20 protein-coding genes and 1 pseudogene are annotated in these 23,884 nt (G+C 63.2%); 13 read left to right on the top strand and 8 right to left on the bottom strand.

The features are described from left to right. Nucleotides 1-67 precede the first annotated feature (67 nt). The 3 genes from ACFFUC_RS04215 (at nt 68) to scpC (ending at nt 2,980) form a co-directional block, all read left to right on the top strand. Nucleotides 68-478 (top strand): DoxX family protein, encoded by a 411-nt coding sequence (locus ACFFUC_RS04215; RefSeq protein ID WP_377683844.1) that lies wholly within the window; start codon nt 68-70, stop codon nt 476-478. Nucleotides 479-490: 12 nt separating this feature from the next. After that, entirely contained in the window at nt 491-1,285 is a 795-nt protein-coding gene (locus tag ACFFUC_RS04220) for a VOC family protein (protein WP_377683846.1), read from the top strand. A 189-nt stretch (nt 1,286-1,474) separates the two neighbouring features. Then, nucleotides 1,475-2,980: a succinyl-CoA:acetate CoA-transferase ScpC gene (gene scpC, locus ACFFUC_RS04225; protein ID WP_377683847.1), complete on the top strand. Its 1,506-nt coding sequence runs from the start codon at nt 1,475-1,477 to the stop codon at nt 2,978-2,980. Between the two features lie 62 nt (nt 2,981-3,042). On the opposite strand, the gene ACFFUC_RS04230 is transcribed toward scpC, so the two are convergent. The 6 genes from ACFFUC_RS04230 to ACFFUC_RS04255 form a co-directional block, all read right to left on the bottom strand. Then, on the bottom strand, nt 3,043-3,825 hold the full coding sequence (locus tag ACFFUC_RS04230; RefSeq protein ID WP_377683849.1) for a MetQ/NlpA family ABC transporter substrate-binding protein: 783 nt from the start codon (nt 3,823-3,825) through the stop codon (nt 3,043-3,045). A gap of 25 nt (nt 3,826-3,850) precedes the next feature. Beyond that, the gene (locus ACFFUC_RS04235) at nt 3,851-4,525 is read right to left on the bottom strand and encodes a methionine ABC transporter permease (RefSeq protein WP_377683851.1); all 675 of its coding nucleotides are present in this window, start codon (nt 4,523-4,525) and stop codon (nt 3,851-3,853) included. After that, nucleotides 4,515-5,582, bottom strand: a complete 1,068-nt coding sequence (locus ACFFUC_RS04240) for a methionine ABC transporter ATP-binding protein (protein WP_377683854.1) — start codon at nt 5,580-5,582, stop codon at nt 4,515-4,517. Before ACFFUC_RS04240 ends, ACFFUC_RS04235 begins: the two co-directional genes overlap by 11 nt. 156 nt (nt 5,583-5,738) lie before the next feature. Then, nucleotides 5,739-6,482, bottom strand: a complete 744-nt coding sequence (tpiA, locus tag ACFFUC_RS04245) for a triose-phosphate isomerase (RefSeq protein ID WP_377683856.1) — start codon at nt 6,480-6,482, stop codon at nt 5,739-5,741. Between the two features lie 131 nt (nt 6,483-6,613). Then, nucleotides 6,614-6,985, bottom strand: coding sequence for a HesB/IscA family protein (locus tag ACFFUC_RS04250; RefSeq protein WP_377683858.1), 372 nt, complete (start codon nt 6,983-6,985; stop codon nt 6,614-6,616). A gap of 144 nt (nt 6,986-7,129) precedes the next feature. Next, a complete protein-coding gene (locus tag ACFFUC_RS04255; RefSeq protein WP_377683860.1) occupies nt 7,130-8,101 on the bottom strand; it encodes a 5'-methylthioadenosine/S-adenosylhomocysteine nucleosidase in 972 nt (323 codons plus the stop codon). A gap of 492 nt (nt 8,102-8,593) precedes the next feature. Between ACFFUC_RS04255 and rpsD the strand changes: the two genes are divergently transcribed. The 4 genes and pseudogenes from rpsD to ACFFUC_RS04275 form a co-directional block, all read left to right on the top strand. Next, complete coding sequence (gene rpsD, locus ACFFUC_RS04260) at nt 8,594-9,214, top strand: 30S ribosomal protein S4 (RefSeq protein WP_377683861.1); 621 nt, start codon at nt 8,594-8,596, stop codon at nt 9,212-9,214. Between the two features lie 231 nt (nt 9,215-9,445). Further along, nucleotides 9,446-10,282, top strand: coding sequence for a hypothetical protein (locus tag ACFFUC_RS04265; RefSeq protein WP_377683863.1), 837 nt, complete (start codon nt 9,446-9,448; stop codon nt 10,280-10,282). 214 nt (nt 10,283-10,496) lie between these two features. Next, the gene (locus ACFFUC_RS04270; RefSeq protein ID WP_377683865.1) at nt 10,497-11,123 is read left to right on the top strand and encodes a LysE family translocator; all 627 of its coding nucleotides are present in this window, start codon (nt 10,497-10,499) and stop codon (nt 11,121-11,123) included. Nucleotides 11,124-11,249: 126 nt separating this feature from the next. Then, nucleotides 11,250-11,576, top strand: a pseudogene (locus ACFFUC_RS04275) (transposase); the annotation flags it as partial. Between the two features lie 331 nt (nt 11,577-11,907). Here the strand turns inward: ACFFUC_RS04275 and acnA are convergent. Continuing rightward, complete coding sequence (gene acnA, locus ACFFUC_RS04280; protein WP_377683867.1) at nt 11,908-14,679, bottom strand: aconitate hydratase AcnA; 2,772 nt, start codon at nt 14,677-14,679, stop codon at nt 11,908-11,910. A gap of 275 nt (nt 14,680-14,954) precedes the next feature. Here acnA and ACFFUC_RS04285 point away from each other — a divergent pair, with 275 nt between their 5' ends. The 5 genes from ACFFUC_RS04285 to ACFFUC_RS04305 all read left to right on the top strand — a co-directional run bounded on the left by ACFFUC_RS04285 (nt 14,955) and on the right by ACFFUC_RS04305 (nt 22,282). Further along, on the top strand, nt 14,955-16,418 hold the full coding sequence (locus tag ACFFUC_RS04285) for a DUF1223 domain-containing protein (RefSeq protein WP_377683870.1): 1,464 nt from the start codon (nt 14,955-14,957) through the stop codon (nt 16,416-16,418). Between the two features lie 194 nt (nt 16,419-16,612). Continuing rightward, nucleotides 16,613-17,242, top strand: a complete 630-nt coding sequence (locus tag ACFFUC_RS04290; RefSeq protein WP_377683872.1) for an inner membrane-spanning protein YciB — start codon at nt 16,613-16,615, stop codon at nt 17,240-17,242. A gap of 191 nt (nt 17,243-17,433) precedes the next feature. Further along, the gene (gene metZ, locus ACFFUC_RS04295) at nt 17,434-18,633 is read left to right on the top strand and encodes an O-succinylhomoserine sulfhydrylase (protein ID WP_377683874.1); all 1,200 of its coding nucleotides are present in this window, start codon (nt 17,434-17,436) and stop codon (nt 18,631-18,633) included. A 193-nt stretch (nt 18,634-18,826) separates the two neighbouring features. Beyond that, nucleotides 18,827-19,789, top strand: a complete 963-nt coding sequence (folE2, locus tag ACFFUC_RS04300) for a GTP cyclohydrolase FolE2 (protein WP_377683876.1) — start codon at nt 18,827-18,829, stop codon at nt 19,787-19,789. Nucleotides 19,790-19,894: 105 nt separating this feature from the next. After that, a complete protein-coding gene (locus ACFFUC_RS04305; RefSeq protein WP_377683878.1) occupies nt 19,895-22,282 on the top strand; it encodes an ATP-dependent helicase in 2,388 nt (795 codons plus the stop codon). Between the two features lie 103 nt (nt 22,283-22,385). Here ACFFUC_RS04305 and ACFFUC_RS04310 read toward each other — a convergent pair whose 3' ends face one another. Beyond that, nucleotides 22,386-23,243, bottom strand: coding sequence for an SDR family oxidoreductase (locus ACFFUC_RS04310; RefSeq protein ID WP_377683880.1), 858 nt, complete (start codon nt 23,241-23,243; stop codon nt 22,386-22,388). Nucleotides 23,244-23,381: 138 nt separating this feature from the next. On the opposite strand from ACFFUC_RS04310, the gene ACFFUC_RS04315 reads away from it, so the two are divergent. After that, complete coding sequence (locus ACFFUC_RS04315; protein WP_377683882.1) at nt 23,382-23,783, top strand: winged helix-turn-helix transcriptional regulator; 402 nt, start codon at nt 23,382-23,384, stop codon at nt 23,781-23,783. The last annotated feature ends 101 nt before the right edge of the window (nt 23,784-23,884 follow it).

Here is a 23,884-nt window from a genome sequence, read left to right on the forward strand (position 1 = left end):
AATATATCCGTTATCGAGGGATATCAGAAGTGCCATCTTCGCTCCAATGATGAATGGAGCACAAATCATGTCCGATACGACTGTTGATACCAATTCGAGCGATCTTGCCGCGCTGATCCTGCGGGTCTCGACCGGCGGGCTTTTCCTGATCCACGGCCTGACCAAGCTTTTCGTGTTCACGCCGGCGGGGACTGCGGGCTATTTCCAATCGCTCGGCCTGCCCGGCGCGCTCGGCTATCTGACCATGACGGTTGAAATCCTCGGCGGCCTTGCCCTTATTCTCGGGGTGGCGACGCGCGCCGTTTCGCTGGTGATGGCTCTGGTTTTGCTGGGCGCGGCTTGGTTCGGCCATGTCGCCAACGGCTTCGGCTTCGGCAATCCCGGCGGTGGTTGGGAATATCCCGTCTTCTGGGCGATCGTGATGGTCGCGCTGGCGGCTCTGGGCGGGGGGCGCTTCGCGGTAACCAAGGGTAACTAAGGGAGTGGTTTGATGGCAACGAACGACGCACCGGTGGTGGTGGGCCATGTGGCCCTGATCGTGCGCGATCTCGACAAGTTGGGCGATTTCTACCGCTCGGTCGTGGGTCTCGAAGAGCTGTCGGCGGATCGCGGGACGATCCGTCTGGGGGCGGGCGGTCGGGTGCTGCTGGAGCTGCGGGGCGACAAGGCCGCAAGGCGCTCGCGCGGTGGTTCGGGCCTCAACCATACGGCCTTCCTTGTACCGGGCCGCGGAGATCTGGGCGCCTTCCTGCGCCATTTCACCGCGCTCGGTCACCGCCTTGGCGCGGCGGAGGATCACGGTGCCAGCGATTCCCTTTACTTCAGCGACCCCGAGGGCAACGGGATCGAGGTCACGGCCGATACCCCGCGCGAACTCTGGCCGCGCCGCAACGGCCGTATCGCGATGTACGCGCGCGGGCTCGATCTGCGGGCGGTTGCGGATGATGCGGCGGGCGTTTGGCGCGGCGCACCCGAACAGACCGTGGTGGGCCATGTCCATATGCAGGTCGGCGGGATCGAGGCCGCGACGGATTTCATCACCGGCCCCCTGAATATGGAGATCGTTCAGGGCGACGGCGGCTCGATGTTTTATGCCTCGGGCGGCTATCACCACCATCTCGCGGTCAATGCCTGGGGGGTGAACAACAGCCCCCGTCCCGAGGGCGAGGCGGGACTGGCTTCGGTCACATTGCAGCTCGACCCCGCGCTTTATGACGCGGCCGTGCAAAAAGATCTGCGCGATCCTTGGGGGACGCGGTTCGTTCTGGAACGCAAACCGGGCTGAAATCCCTGCGAAGGCGCGGATATTCCAATGGAAAAGGGCCTTTGGCGGCAACGCTAAAGGCCCTTTTGTTTGCCGCTTTGCGTTGGGGGCATGACTGCCTTGATTTGTCACCTTCATCCGAAAGCCGTAAGCCGAAAGAATTGGGAAGGATTCATTCATTTTTTGGATTGAAAAAGCCGGAGGAGTGCCATGGCCGAGGATTATCTTTCACGCATCCGAAACCACGCCTTGCGTGACCGCGTCGTCAGCGCCGACGAGGCTGCCGCGCTGATCAAGGACGGGATGGTTCTGGGCATGAGCGGCTTTACCCGTGCGGGCGAGGCCAAGGCAGTGCCGATGGCTTTGGCCGAACGCGCAAAGCGCGATCCGCTCAAGGTGACGCTGATGACCGGCGCGAGCCTGGGCAATGATCTCGACAAGACCCTGGCCGAGGCCCATGCGCTCTCGCGCCGCATTCCCTTTCAATCCGACCCCGCCTTGCGCCGCGAGATCAATGCGGGCGAGGTCATGTTCATCGACCAGCACCTCTCGGAAACCGTCGAGCAGCTGCGCACCCACCAGCTTCCCGCTGTCGACATAGCGATCATCGAGGCGGTCGCGATCAACGAGCAGGGCGGCATCATTCCGACGACCTCGGTCGGCAATTCGGCCAGTTTCGCGATCCTCGCGCCCAAGGTCATCGTCGAGATCAACACCAGCCAGCCTCTGACGCTGGAGGGGATGCACGACATCTATATCCCGACCTATCGCCCCGCGCGGATGCCGGTGCCGGTGGTCGCGCCGCAAAGCCGTGTGGGCCTGCCCTATATCCCGATCCCGCCCGAGAAAATCGCGGCCATCGTCATCTCGCAAAAGCACGACAGCGCCTCGAACATTCTCGAACCCGACGAAGAGACCCGCGCGATTGCCGGCCATCTGGTCGAGTTTTTCAAAAGCGAAGTGGCGGCCGGCCGTCTGACCAACCAGCTCCAGCCGCTTCAGGCGGGGATCGGCACGATCGCGAATGCCGTGTTGCACGGGATGATCGACAGCCCCTTCCACGATCTGACCATGTATTCCGAGGTCTTGCAGGATTCGACCTTCGATCTGTTCGATGCGGGCAAGATGGTCTTTGCCTCGGGCTCGTCGATGACGCTCTCGCCCGCGAAAAGCGCCTCGGTCATGCCGCGGCTCGACGAGTACAAATCGCGCCTGATGCTACGCCCGCAGGAGATCTCGAACCACCCCGAGATCGTGCGCCGTCTGGGCATCATCGCGATCAATACCGCGCTCGAATTCGACATTTACGGCAACGTCAACTCGACCCATGTCATGGGCACGCAGATGATGAACGGGATCGGCGGTTCGGGCGATTTCGCACGCAATGCCTTCATGTCGATTTTCGTGACGAAATCCGTGGCCAAGGGCGGCAGGATTTCTTCGGTCGTGCCGATGGTCAGCCATGTCGACCATACCGAGCATGACGTCGATATTCTGGTGACCGAACAAGGGCTGGCCGATCTGCGCGGCCTTGCCCCGCGCGAGCGTGCGCGGCTTGTGATCGCCAATTGCGTCCATCCCGAATGGCGCGGACAGATCTCGGACTACTTCGAGCGCGCAGTGGCGCGCGGCGGCCATACTCCGCATCTGCTCGAAGAGGCGTTGAGCTGGCACGACCGGCTCCGCCGCACCGGCTCGATGCAGCCCGAGGCATAATCACCGAACGCAAAACGCCCCGCAAACCGCGGGGCGTTTTCATTCGGACGACCTGTGAAGGATCAGAAAGCCGGGATGACCGAGCCTTTGTATTTCTCTTCGATGAAGGTCTTGATGCGCGCGTCGTGATAGGCTTCCACGAGCTGCTTGGCCCATTCGGCATCCTTGTCGGCGGTTTTCACGACGATCAGGTTGGCATAGGGGCCTTCTGCGTTCTCGATCGCGATTGCGTCGGTGTTCGGATCAAGACCGGCTTCGATCGCGAAGTTGGTGTTGATGATCGCGACATCCGCATCCGCCAGCGAGCGCGGCAGCTGGGCTGCGTCCAGCTCGAGGAATTCGAGCTTTTTGGCGTTGTCGACGACGTCCAGCGGGCTCGGCGTCAGGCCGACGCCGTCCTTCAGCGTGATCACGCCCTTGTCGGCCAGCAGCAAAAGCGCGCGGCCGCCGTTGGTCGGATCGTTCGGGATCGCGACTTTGCCGGCCTCGGGCAGTTCCTCGAGCGATTTCAGCTTTTCCGAATAGGCGCCCATCGGGGTGGTGAAGGTCAGGCCGATCGGGGTCAGATCATAGCCGCGATCCGCGATCTGCTGGTCGAGATAGGGCTTGTGCTGGAAGATGTTGGCGTTGAGGTCGCCATCCGCCAAAGCCTGGTTCGGCATGACGTAATCGGTGAACTCGACCAGATCGATGTTCAGGCCCTTTTCCTTGGCGACCGGAACCACCTGTTCCATGATCTCGGCATGTTCGCCGACCGAGACACCAACCTTGATGTCTTCGGCCGAAGCCATACCAGCGACCAGTGCGATTGCAGCGGTCATAGCAGTGAAGCGAAGCTTTTTCATGTGCTCTCTCCTATGAAAAACTCTGTCAGCGGCCCTGATTGCGGGGCGCGCGTTTGTCGAAACGGGCGGCGATCCATTCACCGGCCGATTGCACCAGCTGGACCATGACGATCAGGATCACGACGACGGCCAGCATCACCTCGGGCATGAAGCGCTGGTAGCCGTAGCGGATCCCGAGATCGCCCAATCCCTTGCCGCCGACTGCGCCGACCATGGCCGAATAACCGATCAGGCTGACCACGGCCAAGGTGAGGCCCAAAACGATGCCCGGCATGGCCTCTGCGACCAGAACCTTGCGCACGATCTGGGCAGGCGTTGCCCCCATCGAGCGCGCGGCCTCGATCAGGCCGCTGTCGACTTCGCGGATCGAGGCTTCGACCAGACGTGCGATGAAGGGGGCGGCGGCAATCGTCAGCGGCACGATCGCGGCATTGGTACCGATCGAGGTCCCGACGATGAAACGGGTCAGCGGAATGATCGCGACAACCAGAATGATGAAGGGCGTCGAGCGCGCGGCATTCACGGCCAGCCCGAGCACGCGGTTGACCAGCGGCGCGGAAAACAGCTCGCCCTTTTTCGAGGTCGCGAGAAAGATCCCCAAAGGCCCGCCGATCAGCGTGCCGATGATGGTCGAAAGCGCGACCATATAAAGCGTTTGCAGCGTCGAGACCCAGAGCAGGTTGATCAGATTAGCCGACATAGCCAAGTACCTCGGTCATCATGCCATGGTCATTGAGAAAGCCCTGCGCCTCGGTCGTCCGTGCGGCGGGCAGCGAGACGATGAGGCTGCCGAAAGGATTGGTGCCGATCTCTTCGATGGCGCCGGCAAGGATGTTGGTCTCGATCCCGCATTCGACGGCAAGGCGCGACAGCATCGGATCGGTGGCGTGATCGCCGATGAAGGTGATCTGGACCACGGCCTGCGAGGCCGCGCCTTGCGGTGCGGGCTGCATCTGGTTGGCGACAAAGCTCGGCACGGCGACGCCGGTGACGCCGGTCAGGAAGGAGCGCGTCGTCGGATGTTTGGGATGCGAGAAGACGCCGTAGGTCTCGCCGGCCTCGACGATCCGGCCCGCCTCGATCACCGCGACATGGCTGCAGATATCGCGCACCACCGCCATTTCGTGGGTGATGAGCAGGATGGTCAGGCCCAGCTCCTTGTTGATGCTTTGCAGCAGCTCCAGAACCTGACGCGTGGTGTCGGGATCGAGCGCCGAGGTCGCCTCGTCCGACAGCAGCACGCGCGGATTGGTGGCGAGCGCACGGGCAATGCCGACGCGCTGCTTCTGGCCGCCCGAAAGCTCTGCCGGATAGCGGTTGGCTTGCGCGCCAAGGCCCACGAGCTCGACCAGATCATCGACTCGGGCGCGGATGCCGCTTTGCGGCGCGCCCGCGATCTCCAGCGGCAGCGCGATATTGTCGCGAACCGTGCGCGAGGCGAGCAGGTTGAAATGCTGGAAGATCATCCCGACTTCGCGGCGGATCGCCCGCAGCTCGGCCCCTTCGGCCGCACCGACATCGCGGCCGTTCACGATGACCTTGCCCGACGAAGGACGTTCAAGCCCGTTCACCATGCGCAAAAGCGTCGATTTGCCCGCGCCGGAGCGCCCGATAATGCCGGTGATGCCGCCTTGCGGCACATCCAGCCAGACATCGTCAAGCGCCGTCACATCGCCGCCACCGCCTTTTTGCGGATAGCGGCGGCTCACGCCTTGGAAAGAGATCGCCGGATCAGCCCGGCCCGCAGCCTCGGTCATCACAAAACCCTGTCAATGAGCGCAGAGCTACGCTTGCACGGTCAACTTTTGCAAGAGGACTCTATAGGCAATATCCGAAACACCATCCCTACTTTGCGTTAAAAGCGGGAATGGCGTTCCGGATTGCGGAAATTTGCGTTGATTTGAAAGATTATTCTACGCAGCGAGCGCCGAAATAATGCCGCCGAAGTCGGCAGCCTTGAGGCTCGCGCCCCCGACCAGAGCGCCGTCGACATGGGCAATGGCGAAAATCTCGGCCGCATTCGAGGGTTTGACCGAGCCGCCATAGAGCAGCGAGAAATCGGCGCCATCCGCGAAACGTGCGGAAAGCTTGTCGCGCATCAGGGCATGGACCTCGGCGATCTGCTCGTTGGTGGGGGTGCGGCCGGTGCCGATCGCCCAGACCGGCTCGTAGGCGATGACGGTGTTCTGCGCATTTGCGCCTGCGGGAACCGAACCGGCAAGCTGGCTTGCGATCAGATCGAGCGTCTGGCCGGCATCGCGCTGCGCCTCGGTCTCGCCGACGCAGATCACCGCGACGAGGCCCGCCGCATGGGCGGCCTGGGCTTTCGCCTCGACATCCGCATCGCTCTCGCCGTGATCGGCGCGGCGCTCGGAATGGCCGAGGATGACATGGCTTGCACCGACATCCTTCAGCTCGACGGCCGCAATATCGCCGGTATGCGCGCCCGAGGTCTTGGCATGGCAATCCTGCCCTCCGACCATCAGTTTCGAGCCATCGGCCCGCTGCGCCATCGCATGGACCAGAACGGCAGGGGGGCAGATCAGCACGTCGCAGGCGGGGGCGGGGTGGTCGGCCAGAAGCTGGTCGATCTCGGCCAGCGAGGCCAAAGTCCCGTTCATCTTCCAATTGCCGGCGGCCAGTTTGCGCGGAGCCATATCCATCCCTCATGACTGATTTTCATCAGGGATTAGGAGGTTCGCGCCAGCCGTTCAAGCGCCGCGCGCCGGTTTCAGACTATGGTTTCGTCTGTTTGCGCCAACATGGCGGAAAGGGGCCGAAGCGGGGCTCAGGATGCGGTGGGAACACCGGCCAAAGGCTCGAAGCGGATCGATTCGCCGCAGCCGCAAGATTCGGTCACATTCGGGTTGCGGAACTTGAAGCCGGATTCGAGCAGGCCGGTTTCATAGTCGATTTCCGTCCCGAAAAGGAACATCTGCGCGGTCGGCGCGATCAGCACGCGGGCATCGCCCTGTTCGACGACCTCGTCGGCGCTGTTGGGGGCCTCTGCCATCTCCATCGTATATTCCATACCCGCACAACCGCCCTTCTTCAGGCCGATGCGCAGCCCGACGGCCGATTTGCCCGCCATGAGCTTGGCGATCTGGCGCTCTGCCGCGGGGGTGATGGTGACGGGGGACTTGCCGGGAATGGAAAACATGGGAAACCGCCTTTCGTGCCTTTGAAGATAGGGCCTCGGACTGGGGCACTCAAGCCCCGAGAAGGGGAAAGCCCGAAGTCGGAGGCGGCGAGGCGGGCAGGGGGCCTGTAACGGCCCTTGCACAGTCGGGTTCCGGCGCGGCTGTCAGGGATTGGCGGCGACAGGCGCGACCGGAGCGGGTGCAGCGCTGGCCGGCGCCTGCGTGCCGGATCGGGGCATGGCTTCGATGAAACGGCTGACGACGCGGACCGAGTTCTCTGAGGCGAGATCCATGAAGGTCCCCATCTCGTTTTGCCCCGCGCCGCCGCCTGCAAGATCCGAGACCGAGCGGAAGGCGATAAAGGGGATCTGGTTGCTCCAGGCGACCTGCGCCACCGCCGCGCTTTCCATATCGAGCACTTCGGCCTGATAGTTGGTAAAGGCCCATTCGCGCATCGCGGCATTATCGACGAAGACCGAGGACGACACGCCGTTCCCGCCGACATGCACCTGCGGAATATGGGTCAGGCAAGCCTTGCCCTTGCTGCAATTGTTCAGCTCGACATCAAGAACCGCGCCCTTTGCGATCTCGAAAAGGGACGGGTCGACATCGAACCAGAATTTGGTTTCGGGCGCATCGGGAACCGCGGAGATCACATCGACATCACGCGGCACGAAAACGCCGAAATTGGTGTGGGTCGAGGAAAAATAGCGCGGGATGGTCAGGTGCCCGTCGCGGTCGCGGGCGGCGATCACCTCGAAATACTGGCCCCAGCGTTCGGGCACCACGACATCGCCGATATGGAGCGCGGGATCGGCGCTGCCCGCGATGCCGGTGAAGACCACCGAGGAAATGTTGTAGCGGTCGAGCGCGAGCTGGGTCGTCATCGCGGCATTCACCATCGAGACGCCCGACATATAAAGAACCACATCCTTGCCCGCCAAAGTGCCGGTCACGAATTCCGTTCCGTTCACATTGGTGCTTCCCGAGGCCACGACCGCCGCGCGAATGGCCTGCCATTCGGGCTCAAAGGCGGAGACGACGGCGATCCGCGGTGTGTCGTCCCATGCGGGCGGGGCCGCGAAGCCGGTATGGGCGCCGAAAGCAATGCCGAGCGCTGCAAGGGTCAGGCGCATAGTGATTCCTTTCGGAGCGAAGGTGATTCCCTGCCGGAAAACAACAAAGATTTGCCCGCTTGTCAGATTTCGTCAACCAAATGAAGGTTAGATTGAATTGCTAAACAAAAGGTAAGCGAATCGCAGAAAAATCACCGAGTAATGCCCCGATATCAAATAGGCAACGCGCAGGGGGGGGGGCGTGCACGCCCTGTTGCCTGTCGCGGTGCGTCCGATTTGCGGGCGGTGTCGGTGCCTGATATGGCGGTCGCGTGATGCTTTGCCTGCGCACCCCGCTTGCCGGCGACGAGGGGGCCTCGATGCGACAAGCCTGCTTGACTCGGGGCCGGACGCGGCTATAAGCGCGTTTTCATTGGTGTTGGTGGCCCCCGCAAGGGGATTCCTGTCGGGCGCAAGCCAGAGGACAACGCCCTTCGAATGCTTGGACGGCCCGGGGGAATGCTACCGGTCCCGGAACCGCCGTCAAAGCAACATTTGTGAAGGAGATCAGCCGTGACCAAACGCACAGCTGCCAAGTACAAACTCGATCGCCGCATGGGCGAAAACATCTGGGGCCGCGCGAAATCGCCGGTCAACCGCCGCGAATACGGCCCGGGCCAGCACGGCCAGCGCCGCAAGAACAAGCTGTCGGACTTCGGTACCCAGCTGCGTGCGAAGCAGAAACTCAAAGGTTACTACGGCGACCTGACCGAGAAGCAATTCCGCCGCATCTACTCGGAAGCTGAGCGCGTCAAGGGCGACACCGGTGAAAACCTGATCGGTCTGCTCGAGCGCCGCCTCGACGCCATCGTTTACCGTGCGAAATTCGTTCCGACCATCTTTGCCGCACGCCAGTTCGTGAACCACGGCCATGTCGAAGTGAACGGCAAGCGCGTGAACATCGCGTCCTACCGCGTCAAAGAAGGCGACATCATCTCGGTCCGCGAGAAATCGCGCCAGCTCGCCATCGTCCTGGAAGCCGTCGCTCTCGCAGAGCGTGACGTTCCGGACTATGTCGAAGTCGACCACAACAAAATGACCGCGACCTTCGTGCGCACCCCGGCTCTGGGCGATGTCCCCTACGCCGTGGTCATGGAACCGAACCTGGTCGTCGAATTCTACGCTCAGAACTAATCCTTCCGGATTGGTTGCAAGATCGGGCCGCTCCTTCGGGGGCGGCCTTTTGCGTTTCCGGCGCCTGACCCGCCCGTCGCCGCGCTGCCCGCCACGCAGTCCTCTGCGCCGCCTGCGAGGCGTGGCTCACGCGACATCAATCCGGCGCGACTTCGCGCGGGTGCGCCTTGTAAGATGGCGCGCGGTGGGGGATTGGCATAGTTTGTTCTCGATTGGACGACGGAGGCGGGCATGCGATTGGTGACGGCGTTTCTGGTGATGGGGCTGGCCTCTGCCGGACCCGGCTTTGCGCAATCCGAAGACGAGCGTCTGTGGAGCTGCGACACCTCGCTCTCGGGCGAGAGGATCTCGGTCAATTATGTGCGCGACGAGGCCTACCGCGCCAATGTCGGCAAGATGGAATCGCGGTTCGCGCGTTTCGGCAAGGTCACGTGTCCGGGCTATGTCACCCTGCGCGAGATCCTGCGCCGCAACGAGATGGTCGACGACGGCAGCTATTGTCTGCTTTGGGACCAGTCCAGCGATACCTTCGTCGGCGCGCAGAAAGGGCCGCGCAAGGCCAACGCGGTCTGCGGCAAGACCTTCTGCCACCGTGTGAACGGCGCGAAAGCCGCCGCCCTGCAGGAGGGCCGCGCGGCAGCCAATGCTGGCTACGAAGCTGTGACCCAACGGCCGGGTGCCGCGATCCTGAGCGCCGCGACCGGCCCGATGGCGGGAAAGATCGAAGGGGCGGGGGCCGCTGCGGCGGGGCTTGCCTCCTCGCCCGTGGCGGTGGGTGCGGTTCTGGTCGGTGCTGCGGCAACCGGCGGGGCGCTGTGGTATTGCGCCGACGGGACCGGCACCGACACCACCGCAGCCGAGCCTTTGGCCGCGCCCGAGCCCTATGTCGCGCGTGAAGAGGATATGCCGCTCGGCCTCGCGCCCGGCGAGGATCCGGCGGATAGCGCGGTCTGGGCCACAACGCTACCCCCGCCGGTCGAGGCCGCCGCTCCCGATGCCGCAACACCGGTCGGAGCCGCCCCTTTGCCGCCTGCGGCCGGGGAGCCTCCGGCTCAAACCGCGCCCTGATCGTGATTTCTGCGCCCGCTGCACCACTGTGCGGGTTGGGGGCTTTGCGCCTTGCCATGAAGCAGCCGGAGAGCGGCTTTGAAGGGGAGCAGGACACCCCTCGGGGGTGGCCATAGGGCGGGCCGCGAACAAGGATGGATGCAGGCTCGCTCTCGGGGCGGTCGTTGACTGGCCGAGAAGCGCTGTTAGCCTCTCCATGCGGAGGAGCACCACGATGACCATTGCGCAAAGTCTGCTCGCCCTTGGCGGGATCTTTCTTCTGGCATGTTGCAGCCCCGGACCGGTTTTTCTGCTGATTGCCTCGACCGCGGCCGATCACGGCCGCGCGGAGGGAGTGCGCGTGGCTCTGGGCGTGGCCGCTGCCACTTTTATGTGGTCGTCCTTAACGGTGATGGGATTGGGCGCGATACTGGCCTCGGTCGTCTGGGCGCAGGCGGCAATCCGGCTGGGAGCGGGCATCTATCTGCTTTGGCTGGGGCTCGGCATGATACGAAGCAGCCTGTTTGGCCAGACTGCCCCTGCACGCATCAGCCTTTCTCGAAAATCTGCGCCTGCAAAAGGCTTCATCGCCAGCGCCACAAATCCCAAGGCACTGGCCTTTTTTGGTAGCGCATTCGCCCTGAGCGCGCCTTTGCAGCCTACACTGCACTATCATTTGGCAGCCGTGACAGGTCTGACGGTCCTGTCGGGGATTTGGCATAGCCTTTTGGCGATCCTCTTTGCAACGCCCGCATTGCAGCGCGGGTATCAACGTATGAAACGCCGGATCGACCTTTTTGTGGGAGCCATCTTGGTCGGCCTTGGGGGAGGAATGCTTGTACAGGGAGGCCGGAACCGCTGAGGCTGAATTGGCGATCGTCCCGGGTTGTACTTCCGCTTCGCTCGGATCCCTGTCGGCCTGTTAGGCGAGATCGGCGCTGATTTCCGGTTTTTGGCGCGATTCAGGCTCCGGTGGGAGACCTGATCAATGAGCAATCTTTACTGGCTGACGGATGCCCAAATGGAGCGCCTGAAGCCGTTCTTTCCAAAGGGTTTTGGCAGGCCCCGCGTCGATGATCGCCGCGTCCCCAGCGGGATAACATTCATCAATCGCAATGGCTTGCGGTGGTGTGACGCGCTAAGGGAATAGGGGCCTGCCAAGGTCCTCTATAGCCGCAGGAAGCGCTGGAGGTGAGTGGCTGAACACCACCGGCTCAAGAGAAGCCACGAACACGGGGTCTTCGCTCGGATCATGGTTGGCGTTGCAGCCAAGAGGGCCAAGCACAAGACGATCATGCTCGCAGCAACCGTCTTGTTCCGGCTGTGATCCAGAACGAGTCCTGAGCCTAGGCCCGACATCGCAGTGTGTCCGAAGCTTCCCTGACATTCAGTCTTTGTGTGCAGCGGGAATTATAATCGAGACGGCTCCTGCGGGGCCTGCCAGCTTTTCTGGTCCGCAGGGTGGTGGTCGCGGGCATGATTGCGGGAAGGGACGGGGCAAAAGTCAATGGATCGCGCTTCCTGCGGTAGCGACCCGCGGGAATATCGATCCGGCGGAGCATCAGGTCGCGCCCCAGGTGGCAGGCCTCTTGGCCAATAAAAAAAGCCCCGCTTTTGCGGGGCTTTCCGGATCTGTTTGGCGCCGGTCAGGCTTTGGCGAGATTGCGCAGCACGTAATGCAGCACGCCGCCGTTTTCGAGATATTCGATCTCGACCTCGGTATCGACGCGGGCTTTCAGCTTGATGGTGCGCGTGTGGCCATCGGCATATTTGATCGTGCAATCGACCAGCGACAGCGGTTTGAAGTCGCCTGCCAGACCGTCGATCGAGATGACTTCGTCACCCTTCAGGCCCAGCGTTTTGCGGTTGTCGCCATTGGTGAACTCGAAGGGAACGACACCCATGCCGACGAGGTTCGAGCGGTGGATGCGCTCGAAGCTTTCGGCGATGACGGCTTTGACGCCGAGCAGGTTCGTGCCCTTCGCCGCCCAGTCGCGCGAGGAGCCTGCGCCGTATTCGATACCGCCGATGACCACGAGCGGGATGCCCGCTGCTTCATAGGCCATGGCCGCATCATAGATCGCCATCTGTTCGCCGTTCGGGCCTTTGGAATAGCCGCCCTCGACCCCGTCCAGCATCTCGTTCTTGATGCGGATGTTGGCGAAGGTGCCGCGCATCATGACTTCATGGTTGCCGCGGCGCGAGCCGTAGCTGTTGAAGTCCTTCGGCGCGACCTGATGCTCGGTCAGATAGACACCCGCGGGCGTGGTCGGCTTGAACGAACCCGCCGGCGAGATGTGGTCGGTCGTGATCATATCGCCGAGCAGCGCGAGAACGCGTGCGCCGTCGATATTGTGGATCTCGCCCGGGTCTTTCGACATGCCGCGGAAATAGGGCGGGTTCTGGATATAGGTCGAACCGGCCGGCCAGTCATAGGTCTCGCTGTCGGTGACCTTGACGGCCTGCCAACGCTCGTCGCCTTTGAAGACATCGGCGTATTTCGACTGGAACATCTCGCGGGTGACGATGGTGTCGACGAGTTCCGCGACTTCTTTCGAGGACGGCCAGATGTCTTTCAGGAAGACCGGCTTGCCTTCGTTGGAATAGCCAAGCGGCTCGGTCGTCAGGTCGATGTTCATATCGCCTGCAATCGCGTAAGCGACAACCAGCGGCGGCGAGGCCAGATAGTTCGCGCGCACATCGGGACTGATGCGGCCCTCGAAGTTGCGGTTGCCCGACAGCACCGAGACCGCGACCAGATCATTGTCGTTGATCGACTTCGAAATGGCGGGCTCCAGCGGGCCGGAGTTGCCGATACAGGTCGTGCAGCCGAAACCGACAAGGTTGAAGCCGAGCGCGTCCAGATCTTCCTGAAGGTTTGCGGCCTCCAGATATTCCGCCACAACCTGCGAGCCGGGTGCGAGCGAGGTCTTGACCCAAGGCTTGCGGGTCAGGCCAAGGGCGCGCGCCTTGCGGGCGACCAGACCCGCGGCCATCAGCACATAGGGGTTCGAGGTATTGGTGCAGGACGTGATCGAGGCGATCACGATCGAGCCGTCATGCAGCTTGTAGTCATAGCCGTCGACATTGCCGGCCTTGTAGCCGTCGTGGTGGCCGGGCAGGTAGTCGGGAGCAGGGGCGCCGCCTTCTTCCTTCCAGCGACGCTCGGCCTTTTCGGTCGGCTCGGGCAGCTCGCGGGTGCCGCAGATATATTTGCGGAACTCTTCAGCCGAATTGGTCAGCGGAACGTGGTCCTGCGGACGTTTCGGGCCCGAGATCGCGGGGACGACATCGCCCTGATCAAGCTCCAGCGTCGAGGAATAGACCGGAGCGTAATCGGCACCGCGCCAGAAGCCGTTTTCCTTGGCATAGGCTTCGACCAGTGCGATACGGTCTTCCTCGCGGCCGGTCTGGCGCAGATAGCGAAGGGTCTCGTTGTCGATCGGGAAGAAGCCGCAGGTCGCGCCATATTCGGGCGCCATGTTGGCGATCGTGGCACGGTCGGCCAGCGGCATGTGGTCGAGGCCTTCGCCGTAGAATTCGACGAATTTGCCGACCACGCCGTGTTTGCGCAGCATCTGCACGACCTTGAGCACGAGGTCGGTCGCGGTCACGCCTTCTTTCAGCGCGCCGGTGATCTTGAAGCCGACGACTTCGGGGATCAGCATCGACACCGGCTGACCCAGCATCGCGGCCTCGGCCTCGATCCCGCCGACGCCCCAGCCCAGAACGGCGAGGCCGTTGACCATGGTGGTGTGGCTGTCGGTGCCGACCAGCGTGTCGGGATAGGCGACTTCCTCACCGTTCTGGTCTTTGTCGGTCCAGACGGTCTGCGCCAGATATTCGAGGTTCACCTGATGGCAGATGCCGGTACCGGGCGGAACCACGCGGAAGTTGTTGAAGGCGTTCTGACCCCATTTGAGGAAAGTGTAACGCTCCATGTTGCGCTCGTATTCCAGCTCGACGTTGCGCTCGAAGGCGCGCGGCGTGCCGAATTCGTCGATCATGACAGAGTGGTCGATGACCAGATCGACGGGGTTGAGCGGGTTGATCTTTTGTGGATCGCCGCCAAGCGCCTTGATACCGTCACGCATTGCAGCCAGATCGACCACGGCCGGAACGCCGGTGAAGTCCTGCATCAGCACGCGGGCGGGGCGATAGGCGATCTCGCGCGGGTTCTGGCCGCCAAGCTTGGCCCATTCCGCGAATGCTTTGATGTCCTCGACCGAAACGGTCTTGCCGCCATCTTCGAAACGCAGCAGGTTCTCCAGCACCACCTTCAGCGAGGCCGGCAGTTTCGAAAAATCACCCAGACCGGCTTCGGTCGCGGCCGGAATCGAGTAATAGGCGTAGGATTTCCCGGCGGCCTGAAGGCTGCGGCGGGTTTTGGAAGTGTCTTTTCCCGTTTCGATGGGCATGGCTCGCTCCCTATCGGTGCTAAGGTGGCTGTGAGGCTGTCTGCACGTCATTTGCGCCTTTTTCAGGACTGGTGCAAGGGCGTGGCAGTGAAATGTATGCAATTGTATGCAAGAAAATCGGGGCAGATGCAAGCTGTTGCGATGCAGACACGTTGCAAGCTGCTTGTGGGCCTTCTAACAAAGCCTTGATTTGTCACGCAGCACAAGCCGGCGTTAGGAAGAAGGCCTCTCTGACCCCAATGTCTCGCGGCGAACTGCCCCCAGGATAACGATCGATGACGGCGCTTTTGTATCACTCTCGGAACGACGGCCAGACCGGTCGCTTTTGGCGGTCGCTGCGGTTCGGGTGCGCGGCTCTGGCTGCAGTGATGACCTTGGCCCAGCCCGTTTTCGTGCCCTCGGCCCATGCGCAGGAACATGGTGGAGAGGCGCACGAGCGCAGTGATCACGGCCGGAGCGGACGTGAAGGCAGAGGCGGCGAGGGCCGCGAGCGTCAGGGCAAAGGGCAGGGGGGCCCAGGCCATGGCGCGCGCCAGACCGAGGGCTCGGGGAGCATCGGCAGTTCCTCCGATTATTCCGGCGCGGGCCGCATGGGCCAGAGCATGTCGGGCGAGGGCTTTTCCCGCGATGCGCCGCCCGCAACCCCCTATGTCGCGCCCGAAGTTTACAGCGGCGACAGCGCCTATGGTGCCCATCTCTCCGGCGAGGGTTACGAGGATGTCGCGGGCGATATGGTCGGCACGATGCTCGACGCGCCCGATGGTGCCGAAGGCGTGATCAAAGCGCCCGAGGGCGGCAGCGGCTATAGCATGACATCCGAGGCCGAAGCGCCCGTGCAGGGTTTCGAGCCCGGCCTTTACGGCAACAGTTTCCTGCCTTCGGCAGAGGGGCAGGCCGCCCGTCCGACAGCCGCGGTTGTCGCCGGCACGGAGGCGGCCGCCGACGGGGTGATGATGAACCCCGAAATGGCGTCGCCCGAGATGATCGCGCCCAATATGGCCGTACCGGCGCCCGCCGAGCCCGTCGCGGCTGCGCGCAGTACGCGCCGCGATCTCGGCATGCTGGCGCATTCGCCGGTGGTGGTCGAGCTTTTCACCTCGCAGGGCTGTTCGTCCTGTCCGCCCGCAGACGATATGCTGGCGGGCTTGGCCGATCGTCCCGATGTGCTCGCCTTGTCGTGGCATGTCGATTACTGGGACTATCTCGGCTGGGCCGACGAATTCGCCAAACCCGAGTTCACGACGCGCCAGAAGCAATATGCGCGCGCGGCGGGCGAGCGTTCGATCTACACGCCGCAAATCCTGATCGGCGGCACGGATACGCTGATCGACCTGCGCCCCGCCGAGCTGATGGCGATGATCAACAACCAGCTGGCCCGTCCGGTCGCCCTGTCGGTGACGGCGCAGGATATGGGCAATGCCTATCAGATCGAGCTGACGCCCCGCGCCCAGATGAAGCGCGGCGTAGCCATTTTGCTCGTGCGCTATGCCCCCCTGCGCGAGGTCGAGGTCAAATCCGGCGAGAACCACGGTCTGGTGCTCAGCTACCGCAATATCGTCATCGGCGTCGACCAGATCGCGACATGGGACGGCAAGGTGCCTCTGCGGCTCAAGGTCTCGGATGCGACCGCCTCGGGGGCGAGCTATCCCGCCGATACCCGCCATGCGATCCTCGCGCAGCAGGTCGGCCGCAAGGGCGTGGCCTCGGGCGCCATTCTGGCGGCGGTCAAGCTCGACTGAGCGATTGAATTAGGGACCGTCGGCAGGGGCCAGCTGCGCGCGGCGCAGGCGCGGTGGTGTCGCATCCCTGTTGGTGCACACTTGCCCAAGACCCGAAGCTGCGCGACAAGGCTCTCCAACCGGCCGCACGATCCGCAGGCTCGAACGGCCGCATGACCGGCCCGCACCACAAGGCCGCACGCCAAGGAGGCAAGATGACCGAACCCCGCAAAATGGCACCTTGGGTGAAGCCCGCGCTCGAATTCGGACCGGCGTTGCTGTTTCTCGTGGTCTTCATCGCCTTGCGCGACAAGACCATCGCGCTTTGGGGAACCGATTATCAGGGCTTCGTCATCGCCACGATGGTCTTCGTGCCGGTGCAGGCTCTGGCCTCGCTGGTCCTGTGGCGGCTGACCGGCAAGATCTCGGCCATGCAGATCATGACGCTGGTGCTGGTTGTGGTCTTCGGCGGCATGACCGCCTGGCTCAATGATCCGAAATTCCTCGAGATGAAGCCGACCATCCTTTATCTCTTCTTTGCCGCGATCCTCGGCCTCAGCCTGATCCTGCGCAAGAACTGGCTCCAGATGGTGCTGTCCGAGGCGCTGCCGATGAAGCCGGAAGGCTGGCGCATCCTGACGATCCGGCTGGTCATCCTGTTCATCGTCATGGCGCTTTTGAACGAATTCGTGCGCCGCACCATGAGTCAGTCGGCCTGGGTCTATTTCAAGACCTTCGGCCTGATGATCATCATGTTCGCCTTCTTCATCGGCAACGCCAAACTTTTCGAGCGCTACGCCTTGCCCAAAGAGGGCGAGGACGGCAGCGGCGATACCAGGGCCTGAGGTCCGGCAGCCGCGGGGCGGGCGCAGGCCGGCCGCCCCCGCCCGCACGCCCTTGTCCCTCTGGCGCGGTCGGGCCGGATGTGCCCGCAATCCGTGATTTGGCGCGCGATCGCCGCGCAAAGCGGCAAGCTGAACTTGCACCTCTTCACCCCGAGGAGTAACTGCGGATTGCACAATCACGGGGATCCGCCATGTCCAGCGATAAAACGACCAATCAACCCGCTCTCGAGCTTCATTCACGCACCCGCGCCGTCCATGCCGGTTCGCGCCGCAGCCAATATGGCGAGATGGCCGAAGCCCTCTTCATGACGCAGGGTTTCGTCTATGACAGCGCCGAGCAGGCCGAGGCGCGTTTCATCCAGTCGGGCCCCGAAGAATTCATCTATGCGCGCTATGCCAACCCCACGAGCCGGATGTTCGAGGACCGCATGGCCAGTCTCGAAGGCACAGAGGATGCGTTCGCCACCGCAAGCGGCATGGCGGCCGTGAACGGTGTGCTCATGTCGATCACCAAGCCCGGCGACCATATCGTTTCCGCCAAGGCCTTGTTCGGCTCCTGCATCTATATCCTCGATCTGCTGGTGAAATTCGGCGTCGAGGTGACCTATGTCGACGGCACCGACCTCGACCAGTGGAAGGCCGCGCTGCGTCCCGACACCAAGGCGGTCTTCTTCGAGAGCGTCTCGAACCCCGGCCTCGAAGTCACCGATATCGAGGGCGTCGCGAAACTGGCCCATGAGGTCGGCGCGCTGGTCGTGGTCGACAACGTCTTCGCCACGCCGATCTTTTCGCGCGCGGTGGAGCAGGGCGCCGATGTTGTGGTCTATTCGACCACCAAACATGTCGACGGCGGCGGTCGCTGCTTGGGCGGCGTGGTTTGCGGCACGCGCCAATTCGTGCGCGAGGTTCTCGAACCCTATCTCAAACATACCGGCGCGGCGATCAGCCCCTTCAACGCATGGCTGATGCTGAACGGTCTGACCACGCTGGACCTGCGCGTCCGTGCGATGTCGGATTCGGCGCTCAAACTGGCGCAGGCGCTGGAAGATCACCCGAAACTCTCGCGCGTGGTCTATCCGGGCCTGCCCAACCACCCGCAATATGATCTGGCAATGCGCCAGATGGGGACCGGCAGCACCATGATCGCGATCGATGTCGGAACCAAGGAAGAGGCTTTCCGCACGCTCAACCGCCTGCAGATCGCCAAGATCTCGAACAACCTCGGCGATGCGAAATCGATCGTGACCCATCCCGCGACCACCACCCACCAGCGCCTCCCCGAGGCGGACAAGCTCGCTCTGGGCATCACCGCGGGCCTGCTGCGGATCTCGGTCGGGTTGGAACATGCCGACGATCTGATTGCCGATCTGCGTCAGGCCCTTGCGGATTGATCCGCGGGCAAGCCTGATCTTATCGGAATGCAAGGGGGGCTCCGGCCCCCTTTGTGCCATGATCGGGGCCGGAAGGCTCGAAACCGCGCCCGCCATGTTCCCGTGATGGGCCGTCGGTATGATGTCGCAACCTCGGGGCTTCCAACCGCGGCCCCGAATGCCCATATTCAGCGTTCCGTTCGAGGAGAGTGCCATGACCCATGTTCGGCCCGTGAACACCGCCCAGCCCGTCTACAGCCGGGACTATCCCGCCGATTTCAAGGTGGATGAAGCGTATCGCGACACGCTGCCCGATCTTCAGAACGGTCCGGCGAGCCTGATCGTGGGCGCGAATGCCCCGATCCAGCATGTCGGGATCTCGAACTTCCGTCTGCCGATTCGCTTCCAGAAGAAGGATGGTGGCGAAACCGAGCTGGAGGCCGCGATCACCGGCAGCGTCAGCCTCGAGGCGGACCGCAAGGGCATCAACATGAGCCGCATCATGCGCAGCTTTTACGGCTATGCAGACAAGCGTTTTTCGCTGGATGTGCTGTCCTCGGCGCTCGATGCCTACAAGACCGATCTCGACAGTTTCGACGCGCGCATCCAGATGCGGTTCAGCTATCCGATGAAGGTCGGTTCGCTGCGCTCGGGCCTCTCGGGCTGGCAATATTACGATATCGCGCTCGAGCTGATCGAACAGGCGGGGCAGCGGCTGCGGATCATGCATTTCGACTATGTCTACAGTTCGACCTGCCCCTGTTCGCTGGAGCTCTCCGAACATGCCCGCAACACGCGGGGTCAGCTTGCGACGCCGCATTCGCAGCGTTCGGTTGCGCGGATTTCGGTGGTGATGCAGGGCGAGGAAAAGCTCTGGTTCGAGGATATGGTCGCGCTTTGCCGCGCCGCCGTTCCGACCGAAACCCAGGTTATGGTCAAGCGCGAGGACGAGCAGGCCTTTGCCGAACTCAATGCCGCCAATCCGATTTTCGTCGAGGATGCGGTCCGCGCCTTTGCCGAGCAATTGCTGGCCGATCCGCGCTGCGGAGACTTCCGCGTCATCGCCAGCCATCAGGAGAGCCTGCATTCCCATGATGCGGTCAGTCTGCTGACCTCGGGGCCGACCTTCGCGCAATCGAGCCTCGATCCCGCGACTTTCTCGGGTCTGCGGGCCTGAGCGGGCGCGTGCCTGACGAATTACGGGCGGTTCTTAGCGGATTGCCCGTGAACAAGGCGTGAACATTCACTTTTCATACGGGAAACGGCCCGCTATGCTGACCGCATGAGCCAATTCGACGATTTCGACCCATTCGAGGCCGCCTCGGCGCCGCCGGTTCCCCTGTCCCAGCGGGCGATGGGGGCGCGACCCACGCCCTATCTCGAGGGGCTCAACCCCGCGCAGCGCGCGGCGGTCGAGGAATTGGACGGGCCGGTCCTGCTGCTTGCGGGGGCGGGGACGGGCAAGACGCGGGCGCTGACCACGCGGATCGCGCATCTTCTGACCTTGGGCAAGGCGCGGCCGAACCAGATCCTCGCCGTGACCTTCACCAACAAGGCCGCGCGCGAGATGCGCGAGCGGATCGGGCGGTTGGTTGGCGAGGCGGTCGAGGGCATGCCCTGGCTCGGAACCTTCCACAGCGTCTCGGTCCGGATCCTGCGCCGCCATGCCGAGTTGATCGGCAATGCGGATCTTCATCTGAAACCCAGCTTTACAATCCTTGATACCGACGACCAGATCCGGCTTTTGAAACAGTTGATCGCGGCGGAAAACATCGACGAGAAACGCTGGCCCGCCAGAATGCTGGCCGGTCTGATCGACGGCTGGAAGAACCGCGCCCTGACGCCGCCGCGTGTGCCCAAATCGGATGCGATGGCCTTCGACGGGTATGGCGTTAAGCTGTATCAGGCCTATCAGGACCGGCTTTTGACCCTGAACGCCGTCGATTTCGGCGATCTTCTGATGCATTGCGTGACGCTGTTTCAGGCCCATCCCGACCTTTTGCGCCAGTGGCAGGACCGCTTCCGCTATATCCTCGTCGACGAATATCAGGACACCAATACCGCGCAATATTTGTGGCTGCGGCTGCTGGCGCAGTCGCATCACAATATCTGCGTGGTGGGCGACGACGACCAGTCGATCTATGGCTGGCGCGGGGCCGAGGTCGGCAACATCCTGCGCTTCGAAACCGACTTTCCCGGTGCGACGGTCATCCGACTCGAGCAGAACTACCGCTCGACGGCGCATATCCTCGCGGCCGCCTCGACGCTGATCAAAGCCAATCAGGGCCGTCTGGGCAAGACGCTTTGGACCGAGGCCGAGGGCGGCGAGCGTGTCCGCCTTATCGGCCATTGGGACAGCGAGGCCGAGGCGCGCTGGATCGGCGAGGAGATCGAGGCTTTTCAGGGCGGCCACCGCGCCGCAATGGGGCGGCGCAGCCTCAACGATATCGCGATCCTCGTGCGCGCCAGCCACCAGATGCGCGCTTTCGAGGACCGGTTCATGACGATCGGTCTGCCCTACCGCGTTATCGGCGGCCCGCGCTTTTACGAGCGGCAGGAAATCCGCGACGCGATGGCCTATTTCCGCCTCGCGGTCAGCCCCGACGACGATCTGGCCTTCGAGCGCATCGTCAACCTGCCCAAACGCGGCCTTGGCGACAAAGCCGTCCAGACCATCCAGCGCGAATCGCGTGACCGGAGGCTGCCGCTTTTGTTCGGCGCGGCGGCGGTCGTGTCAGAGGGGATCATGGGCGGCAAGGGCGGCGCGGCTTTGCGCCAATTCGCCGAGAACATGGGCCGCTGGCATGCCGATGCGATCGACAGCACCGCCAACCATGTCGCTCTGGCCGAACGTATTCTGGACGAATCCGGCTATACCGCGATGTGGCAGAACGACAAATCGCCCGATGCACCCGGCCGGCTCGACAACCTCAAGGAACTCGTGAAGGCGCTCGAGGAATTCGAGAATCTTCAGGGTTTCCTCGAACATGTCTCGCTGGTCATGGATACCGACAAGCAGGAGGCAGCCGAGCAGGTCTCGATCATGACGCTGCATGGTGCCAAGGGGCTCGAATATCCGATCGTCTTCCTGCCGGGCTGGGAGGACGGTCTGTTCCCCAGCCAGCGCAGCATGGACGAATCGGGCAATCGCGGCCTCGAGGAAGAACGCCGCCTTGCCTATGTCGGCATCACCCGCGCCGAGGAACTGGCGACGATCAGCTTTGCCGGAAACCGGCGGATGTACGGGCAGTGGCAAAGCTCGCTGCCCTCGCGCTTCATCGACGAGCTGCCCGAAGATCACGTCGACGTGCTGACGCCCCCCGGTCTTTACGGCGGCGGCTACGGTGCTGCGGCCCAGCATTTCGCGCAATCGGGTATCCATGACCGCGCCGCAAAGGCCGATGTCTATAATTCCCCCGGTTGGAAGCGGATGCAGCAAAACAGCCAGCATCATGCGCCCGCCATCCGCAAGCCGGTGACGATCGACGCCAAGGTCACGTCGGCATTCTCGGTGGGCGACGAGGTTTTCCACCAGAAATTCGGCAAGGGCCGCGTCATGGGCATTGCCGAGGATACGCTGACGATCGAATTCGGTACCGGCTTCAAGACGATCAAGGCGGGCTATGTCGAGCCGATCGGTTCTGCCGGCGGCGACGATGTGCCGTTCTGAAGGGCGCCACCCCGTCCGCGCATGAAAAAGGCGGCCCCGAAGGGCCGCCTTTTCCGTTTTTCCCGCCGGTTCCGTCTTTCCCGCCGGTTCCGGCTTTGCGTGCTCAAGCGGATTGCAGCGCCGCTTTGACCACTTCGGCAAGCGGCGTGGTCGGACGGCCGATCAGCGTCGAAAGGGCGCGGCTCTCGTCGAAGAGGGCGCCTTGGCTGGCCCCGACATCCCAGCTCGCGATCATCGCGGCAAAGCCTTCGGGCAGGCCGGCTTTGACCAGAGCGGCGGCGTAATCCGCCTCGCTCAGGTTCACATAGGCGATCTCCTTGCCGGTCTGGCGCGCGATCTCGGCGGCATAATCGGCCAGCGTCCAGGGCTGGTCGGCGACCAGCTCGTAGACTTTGCCCTGATGGCCAGTGCCCGCGGCAACGGCTGCTGCCGCTTCGGCATAGTCCTTGCGGGCGGCGGCCGCGATCTTGCCCGCTCCGGCCGCTCCGATCACCGCGCCATGTTCGATCGCCGCACCGATGGAGCCGGTATAGTTTTCCGCATACCACCCGTTGCGCAGAACGGTGTGGGGGATGCCCGAGGCCTTCAGCATGGCCTCGGTCGCGACATGTTCCTCGGCGAGGTTCAGGGGCGAGTGATCGGCATGCAGGAGGCTCGTATAGATGATCTCGCCGACGCCTGCGGCTTTCGCGGCATCTATCGCGCGGCGGTGCTGGGCGGTGCGTTTGCCGACCTCGTTGCCCGAAATCAGGACGAGCTTGTCGATGCCTGCAAGGTTTGCCTCAAGCTCGGCCTCGGGGCTGGTGTCATAGTCGAAGCGGCGCGCCTCGATGCCGAGATCCGCGGCTTTGGCGGGATCGCGGACCAAAGCGACAAGGGTTTCGCCGGGGGCGCGGGTTTTCAAAGCGGCGACAATCAGGCGGCCCAACTGGCCGGTTGCTCCGGTTACTGCAATCGTCATGGGACATGCTCCATTCTGTTTGGCGGGTTGCCCCGCGATTATGGCGGCTTGCGGCGCGTCGGCCGCTTGCATCTGTGCCTTGTGGAACACCATATATGGGTATACGAACTTTTCGTAAGTACGCACAGGAATGTAAGTATGAAACTTTCCGATTCCCTTGGAGACGAAAACGGACGCGGCCAGCTTTTGGCGGCGGCCTGTCCCTCTCGCGAGGTGCTCAAACATCTCACCAGCCGCTGGGGCGTTCTGGTGCTGATGGTGCTGGCCAAGGGGCCGCACAGGTTCTCGGCGATCCGCAACCGCATCGGCGGCGTGAGCGAACGGATGCTGGCCCAGACCCTGCAATGGCTCGAGGCCGACGGGGTGGTGCTGCGCCATGATTTCCGCACGGTGCCGCCCCATGTCGAATATTCGCTGACGCCTTTGGGCGAGCAGGCGGCGGTCAAGGTCACCGATCTTGCCGATTGGATCGAGGAAAGCATGCCCCGCTTCGCCGCGCATTGGCAGGATGCCGAAGCGCGGGCCGAGGCGCGGGGATAGGGCAGGCGCGCGAACGGGCCACCGCCATGCGGGCCCCATGCCGGTGACGGGCCGCACAATCGGCGTCAGACTAGCGCTTGACCGCCCGCCTGCGCGGCTTT

This window comes from Paracoccus cavernae (assembly GCF_042430175.1).
Taxonomy (GTDB): domain Bacteria; phylum Pseudomonadota; class Alphaproteobacteria; order Rhodobacterales; family Rhodobacteraceae; genus Paracoccus; species Paracoccus cavernae.